This window comes from Curtobacterium sp. PhB170 (assembly GCF_003752345.1).
Taxonomy (GTDB): domain Bacteria; phylum Actinomycetota; class Actinomycetes; order Actinomycetales; family Microbacteriaceae; genus Curtobacterium.
This window is the reverse complement of the sequence record NZ_RJUM01000009.1, coordinates 254,555-274,416: the sequence shown is the minus strand read 5'-3', so window position 1 is coordinate 274,416 and position 19,862 is coordinate 254,555. Positions and strand designations below refer to the sequence as shown.

Below are 19,862 nucleotides of genomic sequence, written 5' to 3'. Positions count from 1 at the left end.
GATGACCGACACGCGCCCCGTCCCGCCCACCGCGGTGCGGGGCGCGTCCGCGTCCGGAGTGCGACTGCAGGGCGTCGACGTCGCGCGGGCCGTCGCGCTGCTCGGCATGATGGCCGCACACATCGGCGGCATCGCGGACCAGCTCGACTGGTCCGATCCCTCGACCTGGTCCGCCGTGGCGCACGGACGCCCGTCCACGCTGTTCGCCGTCCTCGCCGGCGTCTCGATCGGGCTGACGAGCGGTCGCACGACTCCGCCAGGACCCCCGACGATCGGGCGGGTCCGGGCCCGCCTGGCGGTCCGGGCCGCGGCGGTCGTCGCCATCGGCTTCGTGCTCATCGCGTTGGACACCCCCGTCTACGTCATCCTGCCGACGTACGGAGTGCTGTTCCTGCTGGTGATCCCGGTGCTCCGGGTCCGCCCGGCGTGGCTCCTCGTCATCGCGAGCGCCTGCGCCGTGCTGTCGCCGATCGTCGCTGTCTCGACCGCACCGGCCTACGCCGACGCGGGCATGGTCGGACAGCAGCTCGGCCTGGTCTACCCCGTGGTCACCTTCCTGGCGTACGTCCTGGTCGGTCTCGCCGTCGCCCGAGCCGGTCAGGCGCGGGGCACGCAGGTCGTTCTCCTCGCGTCCGGCGCACTGGTCGCCGCCACCGCGTACGTCGTCGGCACGGTCCTCGCGCCGCTTCCGTCCGGGGCCGCGTTCGCGTTCCCGGGGGTCCCGTACGCCGCCGAGGGCAGTACGCCGGCCGAGGCCCTCGCCCAGCTCTTCCTGTCACCGCGCGACCACTCGTCGACGACGGTCGACGTGATCGGCACCGCGGGGGTGGCGGTCGCGGTCATCGCGCTCTGCACCCTGCTGTTGGACGGGCGCGGGCGGGTCGCCGAGCGGATCGCGTTCCCGCTCGCCGCCGTCGGGTCGATGCCCCTGACGATCTACTCGGGACACCTCGTGGTGATCGCGATGCTGCCCGAGTACCCGGAGTCGGTGTCCGCGTGGGGTTGGTTCGCGCTGGGCTCGGTCGTGTTCGCGATGGTCTGGCGCCGGTTCCTCGGCCGGGGCCCGCTCGAGCGGGCCATCGCGGCCCTGGCGTCCACCGTCCCGATGCGCTGAGCGCCCCTGCCGGGGCCGATCCGGTCCCGGAGCGCCGCCGCACGGTGCAGCGTTGTTCGTTCGCCGCGGGCTTGCCCGCTGGGTGACACGCTGTCGTGACGCACCGTGCTGCCAAGGTCGCACCGGGTGGAGGACGACGCACCGTGCGCGGCGGAGGCGAGCCGCGCCTCCCGTCCGCACCGTGCGTGGGTGGTTGCACGGCGCCCTGACCTGGTCGGAGCGCCGCCGCACGGTGCAGGGTTGTTCGTTCGCCGCGGGCTTGCCCGCTGGGTGACACGCTGTCGTGACGCACCGTGCTGCCAAGGTCGCACCGGGTGGAGGACGACGCACCGTGCGCGGCAGAGACGAGCCGCGCCTCCCGGTCGTCCGCTACTGCAGCGCTGCCGTGAGCCGCGCGACGTTGTCGAGCACCTTGGACCGGCGCGGACGGTCCACCCACTCGTCGAGCGTCAGCTCGAAGCTGTGCTCCTTGTAGGCGTCCTGCACCTCGCGCAGGGCATCGACGAAGCGGTGTCCACGGACCATGACGGAGACCTCGAGGTTCAGGCTGAACGAGCGCATGTCCATGTTGCTCGACCCGATCACCGACACCTCGTCGTCGATGGTGAAGTGCTTGGCGTGCAGGATCGTCGGTGCCCGGTACAGCCAGATCCGCACGCCGGCGCGGAGGAGTCCCTCGTAGTACGAGCGCTGCGCGTGCCACGTCATGGCGTGGTCGCCCATCTCGCCGACGAAGAGCTCGACCTCGACGCCGCGCTGGGCGGTCGTCGTGATGGCGTAGAGCATCGAGTCGTCCGGCACGAAGTACGGCGAGGTGATCGACACCTTCTTCTGCGCCGAGTAGAGCAGTGCGTTGAACAGGCGCAGGTTGTTCTCGCCGTCGAACCCTGGCCCGGACGGCACCACCTGGCAGTCGAGGGCGTCGCCGCGGTCGGCCCGCTGGACGGGGTCGCTCTCGCGGAGCAGCAGTTCGTCGGTCTCGCTGTACCAGTCGGTGACGAACAGGGCGTTCAACCCCGCGACGACCGGTCCTTCGAACCGGGCGAACAGGTCCTTGTAGACCATGCCCTTCTCGATGTGCGACTTGATGTCGTACGAGGGGTCGATCAGGTTCTGCGACCCGGTGAACGCGACCGAGCCGTCGATGACCATGATCTTCCGGTGGTTGCGCAGGTCGGGGCGCTGGAACTTCCCCTGCAGCGGCAGCAGCGGGAGCATGAGGTGCCACTCGATGCCGGCGCGGTCCATGAACGCCAGCGTGTCCTTGTACCCGGGGTAACCGCGGCTGGCCCAGTGGTCGAGCAGGAACCGGACGGTGACGCCGCGGGCCTGTGCGCGGGCGAGCGCGTCGAAGAACGGTCGCGTGGTGTCGTCGAGCGTCGCGATGTAGAACTCGACGTGGACGAACCGGCGCGACTGGTCGATCGCCCGGGTCATCTCCGCGATCGACTCCTCGGAGTCGGGGTAGAGCTCCGCCGAGTTGCCACCGACCAGCGGCATCGCGCCGAGTTCGCGGTTCAGCGTGGTGATGCTCTCGAGCCACAACGGCCACGGGTGGTCACGGCGCACGCGTTCGATGCCCTCGGTCTGCTCGAGGATGTACGCGTTGATCTCGGTCTGCTTCTCACGCCGCGCACGCGGCAGCTTCGTCGACCCGATGACCAGGAAGACGATGAAGCCGATGTAGGGGATGAGGAAGATCGCGAGCAACCAGGCGGTCGCCGTCTGCGGCTTCCGGTTGATCGGCACGTAGATGATCGAGAAGACGCGGATCGCCAGGTCCAGCAGGACGGCCAGGACCGTGATCGCGACGGTGAGCCAGTGCTCCACGGACGTCAGCGGAAGTTGATGTACTGCAACGGGACGTCGAACTCTTCACCCTTGAGGAGCTGGATCGTGTTCTGCAGGTCGTCGCGGCTCTTCGAGGAGACCCGCAGTTCGTCGCCCTGGATCTGGCTCTTCACGCTCTTCGCCGCGTTGGCCCGCAGGAACGCGCCGATCTTCTTCGCGACGTCTTGCTCGATGCCGTTCTTGAACTTCACCTCGATGCGGTACTCCTTGCCCGAGGGGTAGGGGTCGCCGGCGTCGAGGCTCTTCAGGCTGATGTTGCGCTTGATCGCCTTGCTCTGCAGGACGTCGAGGACGGCCTTCGCGCGCTCTTCCGAGTTCGCCTTGATGAGGACGTCCTCGCCGCTGAAGGCGACCGACGCGTCCGCGCCCTTGAAGTCGTACCGCTGCTCGATCTCCTTGGCCGCCTGGTTGAGGGCGTTCTCCGCCTCCATCTTGTCGACCTTGCTGACCACGTCGAAGGAACTGTCTGCCATGCCGGACAGCCTAACGGCGGACTGGAGGCACGGTTCCGGTCGCGCGGATCGGCTCGCGGTGGTCACGACCACCGTTCCGGATCCGCTATGCTTTTGTGCGCGCCTTCGGTTGGTGATCACACCGGCTGGGTGCGCATGGCAAGTTACCCAAGCGGCCAAAGGGATCTGACTGTAAATCAGCCGGCGTAGCCTTCGGGGGTTCGAATCCCTCACTTGCCACCATCGCAAAGCCCCGTCCGACCCGGACGGGGCTTTCGTCGTCCCTGGCAGGATCGGTGCATGGCATCCGACCTCGCACCGTCCCAGTTCGCCGACCTCGCCGAGACGATCGCGCGCGAAGCGGCCACGCTCGCCGCACGACGACGGGCCGAGGGGGTCGAGGTCGCCGACCGGAAGTCGAGCATCGCCGACGTGGTCACGGCGGCGGACCGCGAGGTCGAGGCGCTCATCCGCGCCCGGATCGCCGAGGCCCGGCCGGACGACGCGTTCCACGGCGAGGAGTCCGGCTCCGCGTCGGGGGAGTCGGGCATCACCTGGGTCGTCGACCCGATCGACGGCACGGTGAACTACCTGTACGGCAGCGCCGAGTACGGCGTGAGCATCGGCGTCGTGCGGGGTTCCGCCGACCCGACGACGTGGGAGCCGATCGCCGGCGTCGTGGTGGCCCCCGCGACCGGGGTGGTGTTCCGTGCCGCCGCCGGACAGGGCGCCACCCGTGACGGCGTCCCCCTCTCCGTCAGCGCGCCGGCCTCGCTCGCCGAGACGCTCGTGGCGACGGGCTTCGGGTACACGGCCGGCCGGCGCCGCGAGCAGGTGTCAGTGCTCGCCGGGCTGATCGGTGAGGTGCGGGACATCCGGCGCGGGGGAGCGGCGTCGCTCGACTGCTGCGCGGTCGGTGCCGGGGTCGTCGACGCGTACTACGAGCGCGGGATCAACCCGTGGGACATGGCGGGCGGCTCCGTCGTCGCGCGCGAGGCCGGAGCGTCGGTCCGCATCTGGGACGCCGGCGGCACCCGTTCCTTCCTGTTCGCGAGCCCCCGGGTGGCCGACGACCTCGAGGCGCTGCTGCGCGGGCTGGAAGTCGAGGCGCTCGGCGTCTGAGGTCCGTCGGTCCCTCGGTCTGGGGGTGCCCGGTGGACATGACCACGACTGGCGACGTGCGACGACGTTTGCTACCGTGCTCAGGTCCCGTTATCTGCTCGTTACCAACGAGCGCGCCCCTTCCCCGATCAGGATCGCCACCGCACGCATGCCCCACTCCCCACTGACGTCCGTCCCCACCGGTCCCGTCGACGCCGCCACCCCGGTCGTCCACCTGACCCGACGAGCACGGATCGAGGCGGAGCGACTGGCTGTGAAGGGTGCTCCCGTCACGCAGGACCACGCGCAGGACGTCGCACCTGACCGTGCCGCGGGCCCGTCGTTCGACGAGGTCGTCGGGCTGACCACGCCGTCGTCGGCCGCCGCTCCCGTGTCGCCGATCGACCTCGCACCGGTGTCGCCAGCGCTGCCCGAGTCGGCGGTCCGTCCGGCCTCGCGCATCACGACGCCGCCGGCTCCCACGTCGCCGGACGTCCGCGCCACGGCGCCGCGGACCGCGACGGCTGCAGCGGAGTCCGTCGTACCGCAGCCCCGTCGTGTCATCGGCCAGGTCCCGGCGTCCCGTCGGCGGACCGGCCGTGCCGCACCGGCCGTGCAGGTCGACCGCGCCGCCCGGCACATCGCGGCCAGCCGCACCGCCGCCGTGCCCGCCCCGGCTCCTGCTGCCCGGAAGCAGGGTGCCTCGTTCCGCCGTGCGGCCTCGCGCGTGACGGCCGTCGGTGCGCTCCTCTTCGTCGCCGGCCTCGTCGTCTCGACGTCACTGCCCGCCCAGGCGCTCTACGTGCCGGAGACCGGCTCGACCGCGGACCGGTCGACGGCGAGCGGTGCGACCCAGTCGATGAGCGTCAGCGCCGCAGCCGACGGGTCGACGAGCCGCGACCAGTACACGGTGTCGGACGCCACGCAGTACAAGAACGTCGACTCGTCGAGCTTCACCAACGACCCGACCGGCACGATCCAGTGGCCGTTCCTCACCGGCGTCCCGATCACCTCCGGCTTCGGCGGTCGTCAGGTCGCGGGCTGCTCGTTCTGCTCGACGAACCACATGGGCGTCGACTTCGCTCCCGGCGAGGGCACCCCGATCCGGGTCATCGCCGCCGGCACCGTCATCAAGGTCCAGGCGAACGACGGCGGCTTCGGCAACGACGTCTGGGTGGAGCACGACGTCGACGGCAAGCAGTTCGTCAGCGTGTACGGCCACATGGAGGACAACTCCTTCAAGGTGGTCACCGGTCAGCAGATCGAGGTCGGCGACGAGCTCGGTCTCGTGGGCAGCACGGGCAACTCCACGGGCCCGCACCTGCACCTCGAAGTGCACGTCGACGGGGTCCCCGTGGACCCGCTCGCGTGGCTCCAGACCAACGCGAACTAGCGGTCCTGGGCGCGGCACGCCCGGGCGTCTCGCCCGGTTCCGGAGCAGCGTCGGAGGTCTGCTATCCTCGTGTGGTGCCGTTCGCGGCACATCGCCCCGATAGCTCAGTGGTAGAGCACCTCCATGGTAAGGAGGGGGTCGTCAGTTCAATCCTGACTCGGGGCTCCGACCCGGTGCGCGTGTCGCTCCGGATCTCTGGCGGGGTAGCTCAGTTGGTTAGAGCACACGACTCATAATCGTGGGGTCGCGGGTTCAAGTCCCGCCCTCGCTACAGCAAGCCCGGCGATCTGTTCGCCGGGCTTTCGTCGTTCCCGGGCTGTTCTCTGCCGCCACGAGACGTCGCAGCCACGAGACGTCGCAGCCACGAGACGCCGTCGTCCCGACGAGACGCCCCGGTCGTCGCAGGACGCCTCCAGAGCCGGCGGCGTCTCGCCTGGTCGGGGGCGTGCCGTGGACACGACGGCGTCTCGGCCAGGAGGCACGTGGCGGGCGCACACCGGGCCTCCCGTCCGCCCTGGGGCCGGCCCTACAGCGCGGAGTGCGACCCGGTGTCGGTCCGCATCTGCAACACGCCGGCTGCGCGCAGCGCGCGCTCGATCGCCGCGTTCACCTCGTGCCACGCGGCCCGTCGCCGGCTCGCGCCGATGCTGCCGCCGGAGACGGCCGTGCCGTGTCCGCTGTGCCGCAGTGTGATGGTGGTGGAGGTCCCGGTGACGGTCGTCGACAACTCGTAGCGGCGGAACTCGCGGGAGGGGTGCACGAGCGCGCCGAGCAGGATCGTCAGCAGCCGGTTGCCGGTCGTCGCGGTGAGGGTCCCACCGGTCGACTCGACGTGGTGTCCCGCCGTGCGGAGCGCCGCGCCGGCGACCTCCATCGCGGTGCACCGGTCGCCCGTGTGCACGGCGAACTCGGTCCTGGTGTCCATCGTTGCTCCCCCATCCCCTGATCCGGTGTCGCGACCGGACCGCCGATTCCCCCGAACCGGCGCAGCAAGCCTAGCCGATGCATCCTCAGCATCGACAGGGCCCAGGACGGGCGTCGGTAGACTGCCGACGTGTCAGTGAACCCCGAGCTCGTCGGCAGGACGTTCCCGCCGGCCCAGCCCTACCTGGTCGGTCGCGAGAAGGTGCGCGAGTTCTCGCGCGCGGTGTTCGCGACCAACCCCGTCCACCACGAACCCGACGCGGCCCGCGCCGCCGGGTACGCCGACGTCGTCGCCCCGCCGACCTTCGCGGTCGTCGTGCAGGAAGCCACGCTCGCGCAGCTCCTGGCCGAGCCGGACGCCGGCATCGACTTCTCCCGTGTCGTCCACGGCGAGCAGTCCTTCACCTACGACCGGCCCATCGTGGCCGGTGACGAACTCACCGCGACCCTGACCGTCACGAGCGTCAAGACGCTCGGCGGCAACGCGATGGTCACGGCCCAGAGCACCATGAACGACGCCTCGGGGGAGCACGTCGTCACGGCGACGTCCACCCTCGTGGTCCGAGGAGACGACGCATGACCGCCGCACCCGCCACCGCGATCGAGGTCGGCACGGTCGTCGCCGAGCGCGAGGTGCACGTCACCCGCGACTCGCTCGTCCGCTACGCCGGCGCCTCCGGTGACTTCAACCCGATCCACTACCGCGACGACGTCGCCACCTCGGTCGGTCTGCCCGGCGTCCTCGCGCACGGCATGCTCACGATGGGCCTCGCCGTGCAGCCGGTCTCCGAGTGGCTCGGTGACAGCGGCTGGGTCGCGGGCTACGGCGTCCGCTTCACCCGCCCCGTCGTCGTGGACCCGGAGCAGGGCGCGACCATCGGCATCGTCGCGAAGGTCGGCACCGTCGACGACGACGGCCGACCGAAGCGCATCGACCTCACCGTGACCGCCGGCGGGCAGACCGTGCTCGGCAAGGCGCAGGTCACGGTGGCGTTCCGCTGACCGTGCACGAGCCGGTGCTCGCCGACCTCACGACGCTCGGCGTCGGTGGGGCGGCCGCCCGGCTGCTCACGGCCACGACGACCGACGAGCTCGTCGCCCACACCCAGACCGCGTGGGACGACCACGAGTGGCTGGTCCTCGGCGGCGGCAGCAACGTGCTGGTCGCCGACTCCGGCTTCGACGGCACCGTCGTCCTGGTCCGCACGTCGGGGGTGGATGCCGACACGGACGCCGACGGCGTCACCGTCCGCGTCGCCGCCGGCGAACCCTGGGACGCGTTCGTCGCCACCACCGTCGCGAACGGCTGGACCGGCCTGGAGGCCCTCAGCGGCATCCCGGGCACCATCGGCGCCGCCCCCGTGCAGAACATCGGCGCCTACGGGGTCGAGCTCTCCGACGTGCTCACCCGGGTCGAGTTCCTCGATGCGGCCACGGGGGAGCGCACGTGGGTGCCCGCGGCCGAGCTGGCGCTCGGCTACCGTACGTCGACCCTCAAGCACGGGCGCCGCGGTGTCGTGCTGACGGTCGAGTTCCGGCTCGGCACGGCGGGGGAGCACGGCGTGCCGGTGCGGTACGCCCAGCTCGCCGGTTCGCTCGGGGTCGACCTCGGTGCCTTCGTGGAACCCACGACGGTCCGCGACGAGGTCCTGCGCCTGCGCGCCTCGAAGGGCATGGTGCTCGACGCCGACGACCGGGACACCTGGAGTGCCGGGTCGTTCTTCACGAACCCGATCGTGTCCGCGGCCTTCGCCGAGACCCTCCCCGCCGACGCGCCACGGTGGCCGGCCGGCGACGACGTCAAGCTCAGCGCCGCCTGGCTCATCGAGCACGCGGGGGTGCACCGTGGCTACGCCGTGCCGGGGTCGCGCGCGGCGATCTCATCGAAGCACACCCTGGCCCTGACCAACCGTGGCGGCGCGACGGCGGCCCAGGTGGCCGAGCTCGCACGGTACGTGCAGGTCACGGTCCTGAACCGCTTCGGGGTGTCGCTCGTGCCGGAGCCCGTCGTGGTGGGGGACCTGCTCGACTGAGCGCACGAGCACGAGCACGTGCACGTGCACGTGCACGTGCACGACCCGGCCACGGGCCTCCCGGAACGCAGAACGGGCCACCTCGACGAGGCGGCCCGTTCTGCGTGTGGGGGACTACGCGAAGAACTCCGCCAAGCGGGCCACACCCTCGGCGATGTCGTCGTCGCCGAGCGCGTACGACAGGCGCAGGTAGCCGGACGGACCGAAGGCCTCGCCCGGGACGACCGCGACCTCGGCGTGCTCGAGGATCAGGTCGGCCAGCTCGAGGGTCGTCGTCGGGGTCGAGCCCGCCCACTCGCGACCGAGCAACGCGGTGACGTCGGGGTAGACGTAGAAGGCGCCCTGCGGGGTCGGCGTGACGAAGCCCGGGATCGCGTTGAGCCCGGCGACGATGGCCTGGCGGCGGCGGTCGAAGGCCTCGCGCATGGCCGTCACCGGCTCCTGCGGCCCGGTGAGGGCGGCGATCGCGGCGCGCTGGGACACGTTCGACACGTTCGACGACAGGTGCGACTGCAGGTTCGACGCGGCCTTGACCGCGTCGGCGGGACCGATGAACCAGCCGACGCGCCAGCCGGTCATCGCGTAGGTCTTCGCGACGCCGTTGACCAGGATCGTGGTGTCGGCGAGGGCCGGCACGGCGTCGAGGATGCCGGTGAAGCGGAGTCCGTCGTACACGAGGTCCTGGTAGATCTCGTCGCTGATCACCCAGATGCCGTGCTCGAGTGCCCACTCGCCGATGGCCGTGGTCTGCTCGGCGGTGTAGACGGCGCCGGTCGGGTTCGACGGCGAGCAGAACAGCAGCGCCTTCGTCTTCGGGGTGCGCGCGGCCTCGAGCTGCTCGACGGTGACGAGGTAGCCCTGGTCGCTGCCGGCGAAGACCTCGACCGGCTCGCCACCGGCCAGACGGATGGCCTCGGGGTAGGTGGTCCAGTACGGGGCGGGGAGCAGGACCTCGTCGCCGGCGTCGACGATCGTCTGGAACGCCTGGTAGACGGCCTGCTTGCCGCCGTTGGTGACGATCACCCGCGACGGGTCGACGGTGATGCCGGACTCGCGTGCGGTCTTCTCGGCGATGGCCTGCTTCAGCTCCGGCAGACCGGTCGCCGGCGTGTACCGGTGGTTCTTCGGGTCCTGTGCGGCCTCGACCGCGGCGACGACCACGTGGTCGGGCGTGGCGAAGTCGGGCTCGCCGGCGGCGAAGGAGATGACGGGTCGGCCCGCGGCCTTCAGGGCCTTGGCCTTCGCGTCGACCTTGAGCGTCGCGGACTCGGCGATCGCCGCGATGCGGGACGCGATGCGCGGCCGATCGGTCGGCGCGGCGGCGGGGGTTGCGGTGGACTCGGGGCCGGGGGCTGCGGTGCTCACGGGTGCCAGCCTATCGGCGCGGCACGCCGTGGAGGGGGCCAAGTGGACACCGTGTGACGGACTCCCGTACACTCGACCACCGGAACACGATCGGTGACGGACGTGCTCTGAAGGGCGGTGGCTCAATTGGTAGAGCAGCGGTCTCCAAAACCGCAGGTTGCAGGTTCGAGTCCTGTCCGCCCTGCAACTCTGGAAGGGTAGAAGTTGGCGAGCAAAGACATGGAGACGACGGCGGACGACGTCGTCGCCAAGGCGAAGCAGGACCGGGCCGAGCGCCGGGGCCCGATCGCTGCCATCGTGCTCTTCATCCGTCAGGTGATCGGCGAACTGCGCAAGGTTGTGACGCCGACCCGCAAGGAGCTCTTCAGCTACACGCTGGTCGTGCTCGTCTTCGTCGTCGTGATGATGATCCTGGTGTCGATCCTCGACTTCGTGTTCGGTCTCGGCGTCGGGTACGTCTTCGGCAACGGGCCCACGGCCTGACCCGGACGTCGACTGCCGAGTGCGGCAGTCCACTGGAGTACGGTCGCCCGAGACGGTGCCGATCGTGACCAGGACCGTCCGCCATCCCGACCCGCACCACCGAACGGAAAGAATCGACTGTGTCTGACTACTCCCGCGACGACATCGACCTCGCGACGGCTGCCGAGCAGTCCTCCGAGGTCGAGGAGAACCAGGAAGGCGACGTCGAGACCGGCGAGGAGCGCTCCGCCGAGTCCGCCGAGGAGCGCGCGATCTCCGTCGAGTCCGAGGACGACGAGTCCCTCGGCATCGACGAGGAGCTGACGGCACTGCAGGAGTCCAAGGACCCCGAGGCCGACGCCGTCGTCGAGGACGCCCTCGAGATCGACTCCGCTGACGAGGCCGAGGCCGCGGTGGAGGCGGTCGAGGACGAGGAAGAGATCGAACTCGAGTCCGAGACCGCCGAAGAGGCGAACGAGACCCTCGCCGCCGACGAAGCGATCGACGCCGAGGACGATGACGCCGAAGAGGCCGAGGTCGACCCGTACGAGGCCTTCAAGGTCGAGCTGCGGATGAAGCCGGGCAAGTGGTACGTCATCCACTCCTACGCGGGCTTCGAGCGCCGCGTGAAGTCGAACATCGAGAACCGCATGGTGTCGATGTCGATGGAGGAGTCGATCTACCAGGTCGAGGTCCCGATGGAGGACGTCGTCGAGATCAAGAACGGGCAGCGCAAGCTGGTCACCCGCGTCCGGATCCCCTCGTACGTGCTCGTCCGCATGGACCTCAACGAGGACTCGTGGTCCGTCGTCCGGCACACCCCCGGTGTCACCGGCTTCGTCGGCAACGCCCACAACCCGACGCCGCTCCGTTTCGACGAGGCGTTCGGCATGCTCAAGTCCCTCGTGCAGGTCGCCGAGGCCGCCCCGACCAAGGGTGGCTCGAAGTCCGGCGGTTCCCTGCAGGCGCAGCCCGCTGCCGAGGTCGACTTCGAGGTCGGCGAGACGATCACCATCAAGGAAGGCTCGTTCGCGGGCCTGCCGGGTTCGATCTCCGAGATCAAGCCGGAGAGCGGCAAGCTCACCGTCCTCGTCTCGCTGTTCGAGCGCGAGACCCCGGTCGAGCTCAGCTTCGACCAGGTCACGAAGCTCTAGTCCAGGTCTCCCCGTTCGGGTATACTCATCGAGTTTGGGCCCGCACGCCTCGTGCGTGTGGGCCTTCACCGCGGTCCGGAACGGCCGGACCGGCGGGAGAGTGCACGGATCCCCGTGCGTTCGATTCCAGGAGGAAGACAAGTCATGGCACCGAAGAAGAAGGTCACGGGCCTGATCAAGCTGCAGATCAACGCGGGAGCCGCCAACCCGGCCCCGCCGATCGGTCCGGCACTCGGTCAGCACGGCGTCAACATCATGGAGTTCTGCAAGGCGTACAACGCGGCGACCGAGTCGCAGCGTGGCAACGTCGTGCCGGTCGAGATCACCGTCTACGAGGACCGTTCGTTCACGTTCGTCCTCAAGACCCCGCCGGCCGCTGAGCTCATCAAGAAGGCTGCTGGTGTGCAGAAGGGGTCCGCGACCCCGCACACGGTCAAGGTCGCGAAGATCTCGATGGACCAGGTCCGTCAGATCGCCGAGACCAAGCAGGCCGACCTGAACGCCAACGACATCGAGCAGGCCGCGAAGATCATCGCCGGCACCGCACGCTCGATGGGCATCACGGTCGAGGCCTAAGCACCGATCGGGCTCCGGCCCACACCCAGACACCTTTCCGTGGGAGAGCCGCGCCGGCTCGTCAACCACGTATCTCGCAAGGAGACCACCATGGCGAAGAAGTCCAAGGCCTACGAAGCCGCGGCCGCGAAGATCGAGGCCGACAAGTTCTACACCCCGACCGAGGCAGTCGCCCTGGCCAAGGAGACCGGTTCTGCGAAGACCGACTCCACGGTCGAGGTCGCACTGAAGCTCGGCGTCGACCCGCGCAAGGCGGACCAGATGGTCCGCGGCACGGTCATCCTGCCGCACGGCACGGGCAAGACCGCCCGCGTCATCGTGTTCGCGACGGGTGCAGCGGCCGAGGCCGCGATCGCAGCCGGCGCCGACGAGGTCGGTGGCGACGAGCTCATCGCGAAGGTCGCCGAGGGCTACACGTCCTTCGACTCCGCCGTCGCGACGCCCGAGCTCATGGGCAAGGTCGGTCGTCTCGGCAAGGTGCTCGGCCCGCGTGGCCTCATGCCGAACCCGAAGACCGGCACCGTGACCCCGAACGTGGCGCAGGCCGTCAACGACATCAAGGGCGGCAAGATCGAGTTCCGCGTCGACAAGCACGCCAACGTGCACTTCGTCGTCGGCAAGGCCTCGTTCACGCCGGAGCAGCTCGACGAGAACATCTCGACCGCGCTCGAGGAGATCAACCGCCTCAAGCCGAGCTCCTCGAAGGGCCGTTACGTCATGAAGGGCGCCGTCTCGACGACCTTCGGTCCCGGCATCCCGCTGGACGTCAACAGCATCTGAGTCGAGAGACTCGTGGAAGGGCCCGCACCGGCAACGGTGCGGGTCCTTCTGTGGTCGGGCGTCTGACATCTCTGACAGACGACCCGTAAGTGGCGTCGACGAGAGTCCTCCTGCTTCTGCAGCCATCCGCTCATCCGGCCGGTAGTGTTGGTTCATGCTCACGGGGCTCTACTTCAACGACTACAAGGCTTTCGGCGAGGCTCAGACTGTCCCCCTTCGCCGATTGACGATCCTGATCGGTAAAAACAATTCGGGCAAAACGGCGGTCACAAGGAGCGTCGCGCTTTGGGGTGAATTAGCGCATGCCCGCCCGGACGCGCACTCGGGGCTCCCTTTGCAGGTTAGAGGGCTGCCAATCGCTGCGACCACATCGGACCTGGTCCACAACCAGATGACGCATGGGCGCTTCAGCCTCGGATTCGAAGCCGAGAAAGAAGGCGGATCTCGACGTCTAACCTTTGATCTGCAGAATGTGTCAAGTCTTCGAGCTGCAACAGCTGCGCTCTTCGTTGAAGCGCGGGTTACTGACGGGTCAAACCAGGTAACGTTCAAGCGATCTGGGGACGCTGGTGCTCGATCTCTTTGGGAACTTATGGAGTCGCCGGAACTCTCAGGCACCAGGAGTTGGGCGCAAGAAGTCTTCAAGGATATCTTCTACTTAGCGGCCGTTCGTGCCCCAGTAGAGCCTATTTACCCGAACAAGAGTTATCAAGCAGATTATCTGAGCGGCGGTGCGACCGCGCCCCATCTCCTGGCCTCGAACCCGCTCGTTACGGAGTGGGTGAGTAGTTGGTACGAAAAGTCACTAGGAGTCGGCCCTCTTCGTCTTGAGCGGGACGCGAACTCTTTCCTTCTACAAGTTGGAAAGTCGAATCTAGCCGCGAGTGGGCAAGGACTGCAGCAGGTCCTTCCAGTCATAACAGCTCTCAGCTACATGGCGGTAGGCGGCGATGAGATCTCTACGCTAGTGGTAGAAGAACCCGAACTTCATCTGCACCCCGCCGCCCAAGGCGCTTTGGCTCGGGCCCTGGCGAACGTTCTTCTGAGGTCGTTCGATTCGCAAGTCATCGTAGAGACCCATTCGGAGAACTTGATTCTCGGGATTCGTCAGATGGTAGCAGAGCGTCTCATCGATCCAGCCGATGTTCAGATCGTCTGGTTCGAGCCAACTGAAATTGGCACGGAGGTTCGACCCATCATGGTGGAAGAAGATGGGTCCGTCGACTTTTGGCCGGAGGGCGTCTTCTCAGAGAACCTCGAATTTGTTCGAGCTATCTCGCGGGCGAATCGCCGGTGAGGATCACATTCGAGCCGCATATAGTCATCTCTGAGCGCGAGTTTGCGAATATCGGGGCGTTGATGCAACAGGTCGAGGATCAGCTGCATCAGCTCGAGGTAGATGAGGAGCCGGCAGGCCTGAGGGCCTACCTCGATACTCATCCTTGGCATCGTGAGTTGATGCATGGCGAGTTAGTCGCCAGTGCCTATCGGGAAGCGCATCGGCATTCGATCGCTGTGGGCGGGCCGGTCGCTCCGGGCGGTAGTTCGAGTAGCGCTGCGTACAGCCTCAGTCCTGCGGATGCGCAGAGATATCTATCTGAGCCACTCTGGGTGTTTGTGGAGAATGAGATTGAGGACGGGGCCTTCTATCGGAAGGTCTTGGGGCTCTTGGACGCTCGGTTGGGGGAGATTCTTGCTGACGAACGCATAGTTCGGTTCCAGCACGGCGGTGGTAAAGGGGAACTGGAACGGCTCGTCACAGAGCGGGCGCAGGCAGATAGTCAGCGTGGGTACAGGATTCGAGCAGTTGTTGTTGTGGATGGCGATTCGCGATGGCCAGGGGACTCGAGTGGAAACGGGCGGATAGCACGGTTAGCTAACGAGGCTGGCTACGGTTTTCACTCGTTGAGTAAGCGCGCGATCGAGAACTACGTTCCTGATGAGTCTCTCCGAGCCTACGGAGACGCAAATCCAGACGTTAGCTTCCGTGTCGATTGGTTCCTCAGGCTCTCGAGTAAGCAACGTGATCACCATCCGATCAAGCGTGCTTTAGACCCCGAGAAGTTTATTGGCCAACGGGGGGCCGAGGGTGAGCTCTATTCGGGGCTGAAGCTCGAGGATTTACGGGGAAATTCTCTACCAGGGTTGATGAAGTTCTTCTTAGCTCATCCAAACGTGGTATGGGAAGAACTCTCCCGAAGAGACTGGTCCAACGATATTCCCGAAATTGGGGATAAAATCATGGAGAAGCGATAATGGCAGATCCCCGTCCAGGCCACGTGCCTGAGTTGCGAACCGACGTGTCCTACCTGCGGGATCTGATTCGTCAACTTATCATGGGCCGAATACGTATCCCGCGGTTCCAGCGCGCTTTCGTATGGCGCCCGCGACAGATGACGGATCTGCTGGACAGCATCTGGCGGCAGTATCCGATCGGAAGTTTACTTGCCTGGGACACTGACACCACCGTCGGGTCCCTGGAGCGCATCGGCCCGGTCTTGCTTGGGGGAGCGACTAGCGAAACGGCCTCCTTCTTGCTTGACGGGCATCAGAGGCTATCGACGTTGGCGGGTGCTCTGGTCGCCACTGGTGATCGCACTGAGTCAACGAATGACGCCCTTTGGAATATCTACTTCAACGCAACTACGGAGACGTTCGAGCATCTACCGCTCGGTGTTGATCCCGATGCTCATCAGTTTCCGACGGCGAAGGTATTCGATACGATTGAATTTTTGGCAGAATGCCAGCGGGTGCTTGCACAAGATCCCGTCAATGGTCCTGGGTATGTCCAACAGTTTCAAGAACTGTCTAGAATCTTCTACGCCTATAAGGTGCCTGTGATTCGGATTGAACAAACTGGCGCTACGGAGGCTGTCGAGATCTTCGCTCGACTAAATTCGAAGGGGCAGGCGATGACGGCGGATCAAATGGTGTCTGCTCTACTATATCGGGAGGGGGACGAGGAGTCCTTCGACCTGGGATCTGACATTACACGGATTACTTCGCTTCTGGGGCGGCGCGGATTCGGGGACCTGAACCGGGATCACATATTGCGTATTTTCTTGGGTGCCGCTGGCGAGGATATCTACAGGACGGACTGGTCACGGATAGCGTCAAATAGGCGCTCGGAATTGCTGGAGCGCATAAGGGCCGTCATACCCGATGTGGAGCCGGCGGTGGAAAGCGCTATTTCATTCCTTCGTGACGAATTGGGAGTGCCAACCCAGAGGCTCCTCCCTTACGCTCAGCAGATTGTTGTCTTGGCCACTTTCTTCTTCGCCAAGCCTTCGCCTTCGGCTGCCCAGAAGTCACTGTTAGCGAAATGGTTTTGGGTTACCTCATTCACCGAGTGGTTCGGATCAGCAAATCCTTCTCGTGTGAATGCGCTCGTGCGAGATTTCATGGACCGGGTCGCGAGAGACGAGACGACGCCGTCTCTCACTGCCATGAGGTTGGATGTCTCAGCAACACCGATCCCTGAAGCCTTCGACATGCGGAGTGCGAGGACAAAAGCGACGCTGTTAGTACTTCTCGCGCAGTCTCCTCGTGCGAGGGACGGCAGCATCATTGTTGATCTCCCTCAGCGCCTTGAAGCATCGGGGCCCTCGGCCGTTACATACATTGTGTGGAATCAGCGCGGAATGAGTTTCGGGGGTAGCCCGGCGAATCGAATCTTTGTGGACGACGTCGACGATCGTCGCCAAGGAAAAGGTTGGCTACTGGAGCTAGACTCAGATCAGAGAGAATTGGTGCTACGTAGTCATGCGATTACGAGTTCGGCGATCGAGTTCCTTCGGGAAGGGGACACGGCGGCGTTCCTTGCTGCTCGATTAGAGGAGATAGAACGGCTCGAACGAGAATTCCTAGAGGCTAGATCTGTGCATCCTGTTGACGTGCTTGTTACTCGGAGGCCGCCGGAGAATCCGGAGGCAATTGAGGATACTGCTGACCCTGTCGATGTCAGCCTGAGCTGATCAGCAGGCCATGAGGGGCCCGCACCGGCAACGGTGCGGGCCCTTTCCGCATGTGGGGCGCGTGTCCCGATACCGTGGTGTCGTGCGCACCCTCGTGAACTCGCTCCGGCTCATCGCCGTCATCGTCGTCGTGGTCGCGATCGTCGCCCAGTGGCTCGTCAGCTCCAAGACGGACGTCTACAACCCGTGGAACTTCTTCGGCTACTTCACGATCCAGTCGAACGTCATCGTCGCCGTGGCCCTGGCGGTGACCCTCGTCGCCTCGGCCCGCCGCAAGCGTGGGGATCTGCGGGTGAGCCTGCTCCGGGGCGCCGGCACGGTCTACATCGCCACGACCGGGATCGTCTACAACACCCTGCTGACGAACGTCGACGTGTCGGCGAGCGTGCAGTGGTCGAACGACGTCCTGCACAAGGTCATCCCCGCGTACGCCGTGCTCGACTGGCTGCTGTTCTCGGACCGGTCGAAGCTGCTCCTCCGTCACGTCTGGTGGTTCCTGATCTACCCGGCGGTGTGGACGATCGTCATCCTGATCCGGGGCGCGACCGACGGCTGGGTGCCGTACCCGTTCCTCGACCCGGCGCAGGGGTACGGGGTCGTGGCGATCTACTGCGTCGGCGTGGGCGTCTCGATCGGGTTGCTCGGCGTCCTCGTCGTGGGGATGAGCCGGCTCCGACTCGTCAAGGTCTAGGAACGGAAGTCGCGCAGTTTGTCGAGCACCAGGTCGGCGAGCTGCACGAGTCCGCGGATCTGGTCGTCGTCACGGTCGACCCAGCGGCACTCGGGCTCGTCGGCGACGGGGATGAAGCCGTCGTGGCGCTCCCAGACGAACAGGGTGCGATCGGCGCCGAGCACGTACTGCTGCCACCAGATCTGCCGCAGGTAGTGCCGGGGGATGCTCCGCCAGCCCTTCGCGGTGGTCTTGATCTCGGCGAGCACCACCCGCGAGCCCTGGACACCGACGCCGTCGGGGGTGGCGAGGTGCGCCCGGTTCGCAGCGGCGTGGAACAGGTGCGCCGAGGGCTGGATGCCGTGCGTGGCCGCGACCCAGGCGGCGATGTGGGGCTCGCGGTCCTTGCCGTGCTCGGTGAACGCGTTGCCGGAGAACCGTGAGCCGTAGCGCTTCTCGGTGACGACGGCCTCGACCGCGTGCAGCGAGGCGAGCCGCGCGACGTCGGTCGCGGTGATGCCCGCGGCGCGGGCGCGGAGCCAGGCGAAGCGGTCCGAGGAGTGCGCCACGATCCGCTCGGTGTGGCCGCGCAGGGCGGTGAACGCGTCGCGCCCGGGGACCGCAGCCGGCGTGGCGGAGGCAGACGACTCCTCCAGTCCGGGGTCCAGGTCGCCCCACAGGGTGGGCTGCACGATCGTCACCCGACGATTCTCCCCCGGACCACCGGCAAGACCGAATCCGACGCGCTCACGAGGCGCAGCGCACACGTCAGGAGACCAGCTCGCGCCCTTCGGCGTAGGCGACCAGCTCGTCGACCCCGGCGGGCGAGAGCGCGTAGCCGATCGCGAGCGCCGCTGCTCCCTGCAGCGCGGCGAGCGACCCCGCACGCGACTGGGCGATCACGAGGTGCTCGGTGGCGAGCGGCATCGACCGCGAGTAGACGACCTCACGGACGCCGGCGAGCAAGTGCTCCCCGGCCTGCGTGATCGAGCCGCCCAGGACGATCACCGACGGGTTCATGAGCGAGACGCACGTGGCGAGCACCTCGCCGATGTCGCGGCCCGCCTGTCGGACGGCGTAGATCGCGTCGAGGTCGGAGCGGTTCACCAGGTCCAGCACGTCCGCGCCGGTGTGGGCGTCGTGCCCCTTCGCGCGCAGGGCGCGGGCGATCGCCGGACCGGACGCCACCGCCTCGAGGCACCCGGTGTTGCCGCAGTGGCAGGGGACGTCGCCGGCGCGGGACACCCGCACGTGGCCGATGTCACCGGCGGTGCCCTGGGCGCCGCGTTGCAGTTCGCCGTCCGACACGATGCCGGACCCGATGCCGGTGGCGACCTTGACGAACAACAGGTGGTCGACGTCGGGCCAGCCGTGCTCCCGTTCGCCGAGGGCCGCGATGTTCACGTCGTTGTCGAGCAGGACGTGCGCCGCGATGTGCTGGCGGAGCCACGACGGCACGTCGAAGCCGTCCCACCCGGGCATGATCGGGGGGTTCGCCGGGCGCCCGGTCGAGAACTCGACCGGACCGGGCACGCCGATGCCGATGGCGATGACGTCCTGTCGGGCGCGGCCGACCTCGTCGAGCAGCTCGTCGATGGTGGCGACGAGCCACGAGAGGGTCTCCACCGGGCCGGCGGCGATGTCGATGCGTGCTTCACGGGTGGCGAGCGGGGCGGCGACCAGGTCGGTGACGGCGACACGGCCGTGCGAGGCGCCGAGGTCGGCGGCGATCACGAGCCGGGCGCGGGGCTTCAGCGCCACCTGGGCCGGCGGCCGTCCTCCGGTGGAGACGGCGGTGTCGACGGGGCCGACGAGACCGACCTCGATGAGGGAGTCCAGGCGCACGCCGATGGTGGAGCGTGCGAGTCCTGTCAGTGCGGCGAGCTCGGCCCGGGTCCGCGGCACGCCGTCGCGGAGGATCTGGAAGAGCTCGCTCGTCCCGACCGGAGGCGACGCTGCCGTCCGAGTCAAGTCGACCATGGGGGGAGTGAAGCACACATCGAACGCGCCACG

20 protein-coding genes and 4 tRNA genes are annotated in these 19,862 nt (G+C 67.5%); 18 read left to right on the top strand and 6 right to left on the bottom strand.

Annotation, left to right across the window (positions count from 1 at the left end; all coding sequences use genetic code 11):
• Nucleotide 1: 1 nt before the first annotated feature.
• Nucleotides 2-1,114 carry a heparan-alpha-glucosaminide N-acetyltransferase domain-containing protein gene (locus EDF40_RS05415; protein ID WP_123338848.1) on the top strand — a complete coding sequence of 371 codons (1,113 nt, stop codon included), beginning with the start codon at nt 2-4 and terminating at the stop codon, nt 1,112-1,114.
• Nucleotides 1,115-1,483: 369 nt separating this feature from the next.
• On the opposite strand, the gene cls is transcribed toward EDF40_RS05415, so the two are convergent.
• Nucleotides 1,484-2,944: a cardiolipin synthase gene (gene cls / locus EDF40_RS05410; protein WP_123338849.1), complete on the bottom strand. Its 1,461-nt coding sequence runs from the start codon at nt 2,942-2,944 to the stop codon at nt 1,484-1,486.
• 5 nt (nt 2,945-2,949) lie between these two features.
• Nucleotides 2,950-3,438, bottom strand: a complete 489-nt coding sequence (locus EDF40_RS05405; protein ID WP_123338850.1) for a YajQ family cyclic di-GMP-binding protein — start codon at nt 3,436-3,438, stop codon at nt 2,950-2,952.
• 137 nt (nt 3,439-3,575) lie between these two features.
• Between EDF40_RS05405 and EDF40_RS05400 the strand changes: the two genes are divergently transcribed.
• The 5 genes from EDF40_RS05400 to EDF40_RS05380 all read left to right on the top strand — a co-directional run bounded on the left by EDF40_RS05400 (nt 3,576) and on the right by EDF40_RS05380 (nt 6,182).
• Nucleotides 3,576-3,660 (top strand) — tRNA-Tyr (locus EDF40_RS05400).
• 57 nt (nt 3,661-3,717) lie between these two features.
• The gene (locus EDF40_RS05395; protein ID WP_123338851.1) at nt 3,718-4,539 is read left to right on the top strand and encodes an inositol monophosphatase family protein; all 822 of its coding nucleotides are present in this window, start codon (nt 3,718-3,720) and stop codon (nt 4,537-4,539) included.
• A gap of 148 nt (nt 4,540-4,687) precedes the next feature.
• Nucleotides 4,688-5,911: a M23 family metallopeptidase gene (locus tag EDF40_RS05390; protein WP_123338852.1), complete on the top strand. Its 1,224-nt coding sequence runs from the start codon at nt 4,688-4,690 to the stop codon at nt 5,909-5,911.
• A 93-nt stretch (nt 5,912-6,004) separates the two neighbouring features.
• Nucleotides 6,005-6,076: transfer RNA gene (locus EDF40_RS05385), tRNA-Thr, on the top strand.
• Between the two features lie 32 nt (nt 6,077-6,108).
• A tRNA-Met gene (locus tag EDF40_RS05380) sits at nt 6,109-6,182 on the top strand.
• Between the two features lie 255 nt (nt 6,183-6,437).
• Here EDF40_RS05380 and EDF40_RS05375 read toward each other — a convergent pair.
• A complete protein-coding gene (locus tag EDF40_RS05375) occupies nt 6,438-6,836 on the bottom strand; it encodes a hypothetical protein (protein WP_123338853.1) in 399 nt (132 codons plus the stop codon).
• 129 nt (nt 6,837-6,965) lie between these two features.
• On the opposite strand from EDF40_RS05375, the gene EDF40_RS05370 reads away from it, so the two are divergent.
• The 3 genes from EDF40_RS05370 to EDF40_RS05360 are packed head-to-tail and all read left to right on the top strand — an operon-like array spanning nt 6,966 to nt 8,868.
• Nucleotides 6,966-7,415, top strand: a complete 450-nt coding sequence (locus tag EDF40_RS05370; RefSeq protein WP_123292106.1) for a MaoC family dehydratase N-terminal domain-containing protein — start codon at nt 6,966-6,968, stop codon at nt 7,413-7,415.
• Nucleotides 7,412-7,837 (top strand): MaoC/PaaZ C-terminal domain-containing protein, encoded by a 426-nt coding sequence (locus EDF40_RS05365; protein WP_123338854.1) that lies wholly within the window; start codon nt 7,412-7,414, stop codon nt 7,835-7,837. The genes EDF40_RS05370 and EDF40_RS05365 overlap by 4 nt, the downstream gene beginning before the upstream one ends.
• A 2-nt stretch (nt 7,838-7,839) precedes the next feature.
• The gene (locus EDF40_RS05360) at nt 7,840-8,868 is read left to right on the top strand and encodes a UDP-N-acetylmuramate dehydrogenase (protein WP_123338855.1); all 1,029 of its coding nucleotides are present in this window, start codon (nt 7,840-7,842) and stop codon (nt 8,866-8,868) included.
• 114 nt (nt 8,869-8,982) lie between these two features.
• On the opposite strand, the gene EDF40_RS05355 is transcribed toward EDF40_RS05360, so the two are convergent.
• Nucleotides 8,983-10,164, bottom strand: coding sequence for a pyridoxal phosphate-dependent aminotransferase (locus EDF40_RS05355; RefSeq protein ID WP_123339057.1), 1,182 nt, complete (start codon nt 10,162-10,164; stop codon nt 8,983-8,985).
• Between the two features lie 180 nt (nt 10,165-10,344).
• Here EDF40_RS05355 and EDF40_RS05350 point away from each other — a divergent pair.
• From EDF40_RS05350 to EDF40_RS05315, 9 genes are all read left to right on the top strand, one after another.
• Nucleotides 10,345-10,417 (top strand) — tRNA-Trp (locus tag EDF40_RS05350).
• A gap of 35 nt (nt 10,418-10,452) precedes the next feature.
• Nucleotides 10,453-10,716: a preprotein translocase subunit SecE gene (gene secE / locus EDF40_RS05345; protein ID WP_228504884.1), complete on the top strand. Its 264-nt coding sequence runs from the start codon at nt 10,453-10,455 to the stop codon at nt 10,714-10,716.
• A 119-nt stretch (nt 10,717-10,835) separates the two neighbouring features.
• The gene (nusG, locus tag EDF40_RS05340) at nt 10,836-11,849 is read left to right on the top strand and encodes a transcription termination/antitermination protein NusG (RefSeq protein WP_111084261.1); all 1,014 of its coding nucleotides are present in this window, start codon (nt 10,836-10,838) and stop codon (nt 11,847-11,849) included.
• A 144-nt stretch (nt 11,850-11,993) separates the two neighbouring features.
• Nucleotides 11,994-12,425, top strand: a complete 432-nt coding sequence (gene rplK, locus EDF40_RS05335; RefSeq protein WP_022906459.1) for a 50S ribosomal protein L11 — start codon at nt 11,994-11,996, stop codon at nt 12,423-12,425.
• A 90-nt stretch (nt 12,426-12,515) separates the two neighbouring features.
• A complete protein-coding gene (gene rplA, locus EDF40_RS05330) occupies nt 12,516-13,205 on the top strand; it encodes a 50S ribosomal protein L1 (protein ID WP_123292110.1) in 690 nt (229 codons plus the stop codon).
• A gap of 154 nt (nt 13,206-13,359) precedes the next feature.
• The gene (locus EDF40_RS05325) at nt 13,360-14,502 is read left to right on the top strand and encodes a DUF3696 domain-containing protein (protein WP_123338856.1); all 1,143 of its coding nucleotides are present in this window, start codon (nt 13,360-13,362) and stop codon (nt 14,500-14,502) included.
• Entirely contained in the window at nt 14,499-15,461 is a 963-nt protein-coding gene (locus tag EDF40_RS18810; RefSeq protein ID WP_148053792.1) for a hypothetical protein, read from the top strand. Before EDF40_RS05325 ends, EDF40_RS18810 begins: the two co-directional genes overlap by 4 nt.
• Nucleotides 15,461-17,179, top strand: coding sequence for a DUF262 domain-containing protein (locus tag EDF40_RS05320; RefSeq protein ID WP_123338857.1), 1,719 nt, complete (start codon nt 15,461-15,463; stop codon nt 17,177-17,179). The genes EDF40_RS18810 and EDF40_RS05320 overlap by 1 nt, the downstream gene beginning before the upstream one ends.
• Before the next feature lie 82 nt (nt 17,180-17,261).
• Complete coding sequence (locus EDF40_RS05315; RefSeq protein WP_123338858.1) at nt 17,262-17,870, top strand: Pr6Pr family membrane protein; 609 nt, start codon at nt 17,262-17,264, stop codon at nt 17,868-17,870.
• On the opposite strand, the gene EDF40_RS05310 is transcribed toward EDF40_RS05315, so the two are convergent.
• Together EDF40_RS05310 and EDF40_RS05305 are read right to left on the bottom strand one after the other, a co-directional pair.
• A complete protein-coding gene (locus tag EDF40_RS05310) occupies nt 17,867-18,550 on the bottom strand; it encodes a YqaJ viral recombinase family protein (RefSeq protein WP_123338859.1) in 684 nt (227 codons plus the stop codon). The genes EDF40_RS05315 and EDF40_RS05310 overlap by 4 nt on opposite strands.
• A 67-nt stretch (nt 18,551-18,617) precedes the next feature.
• On the bottom strand, nt 18,618-19,829 hold the full coding sequence (locus tag EDF40_RS05305) for an ROK family protein (RefSeq protein ID WP_185002799.1): 1,212 nt from the start codon (nt 19,827-19,829) through the stop codon (nt 18,618-18,620).
• Between the last annotated feature and the right edge of the window lie 33 nt (nt 19,830-19,862).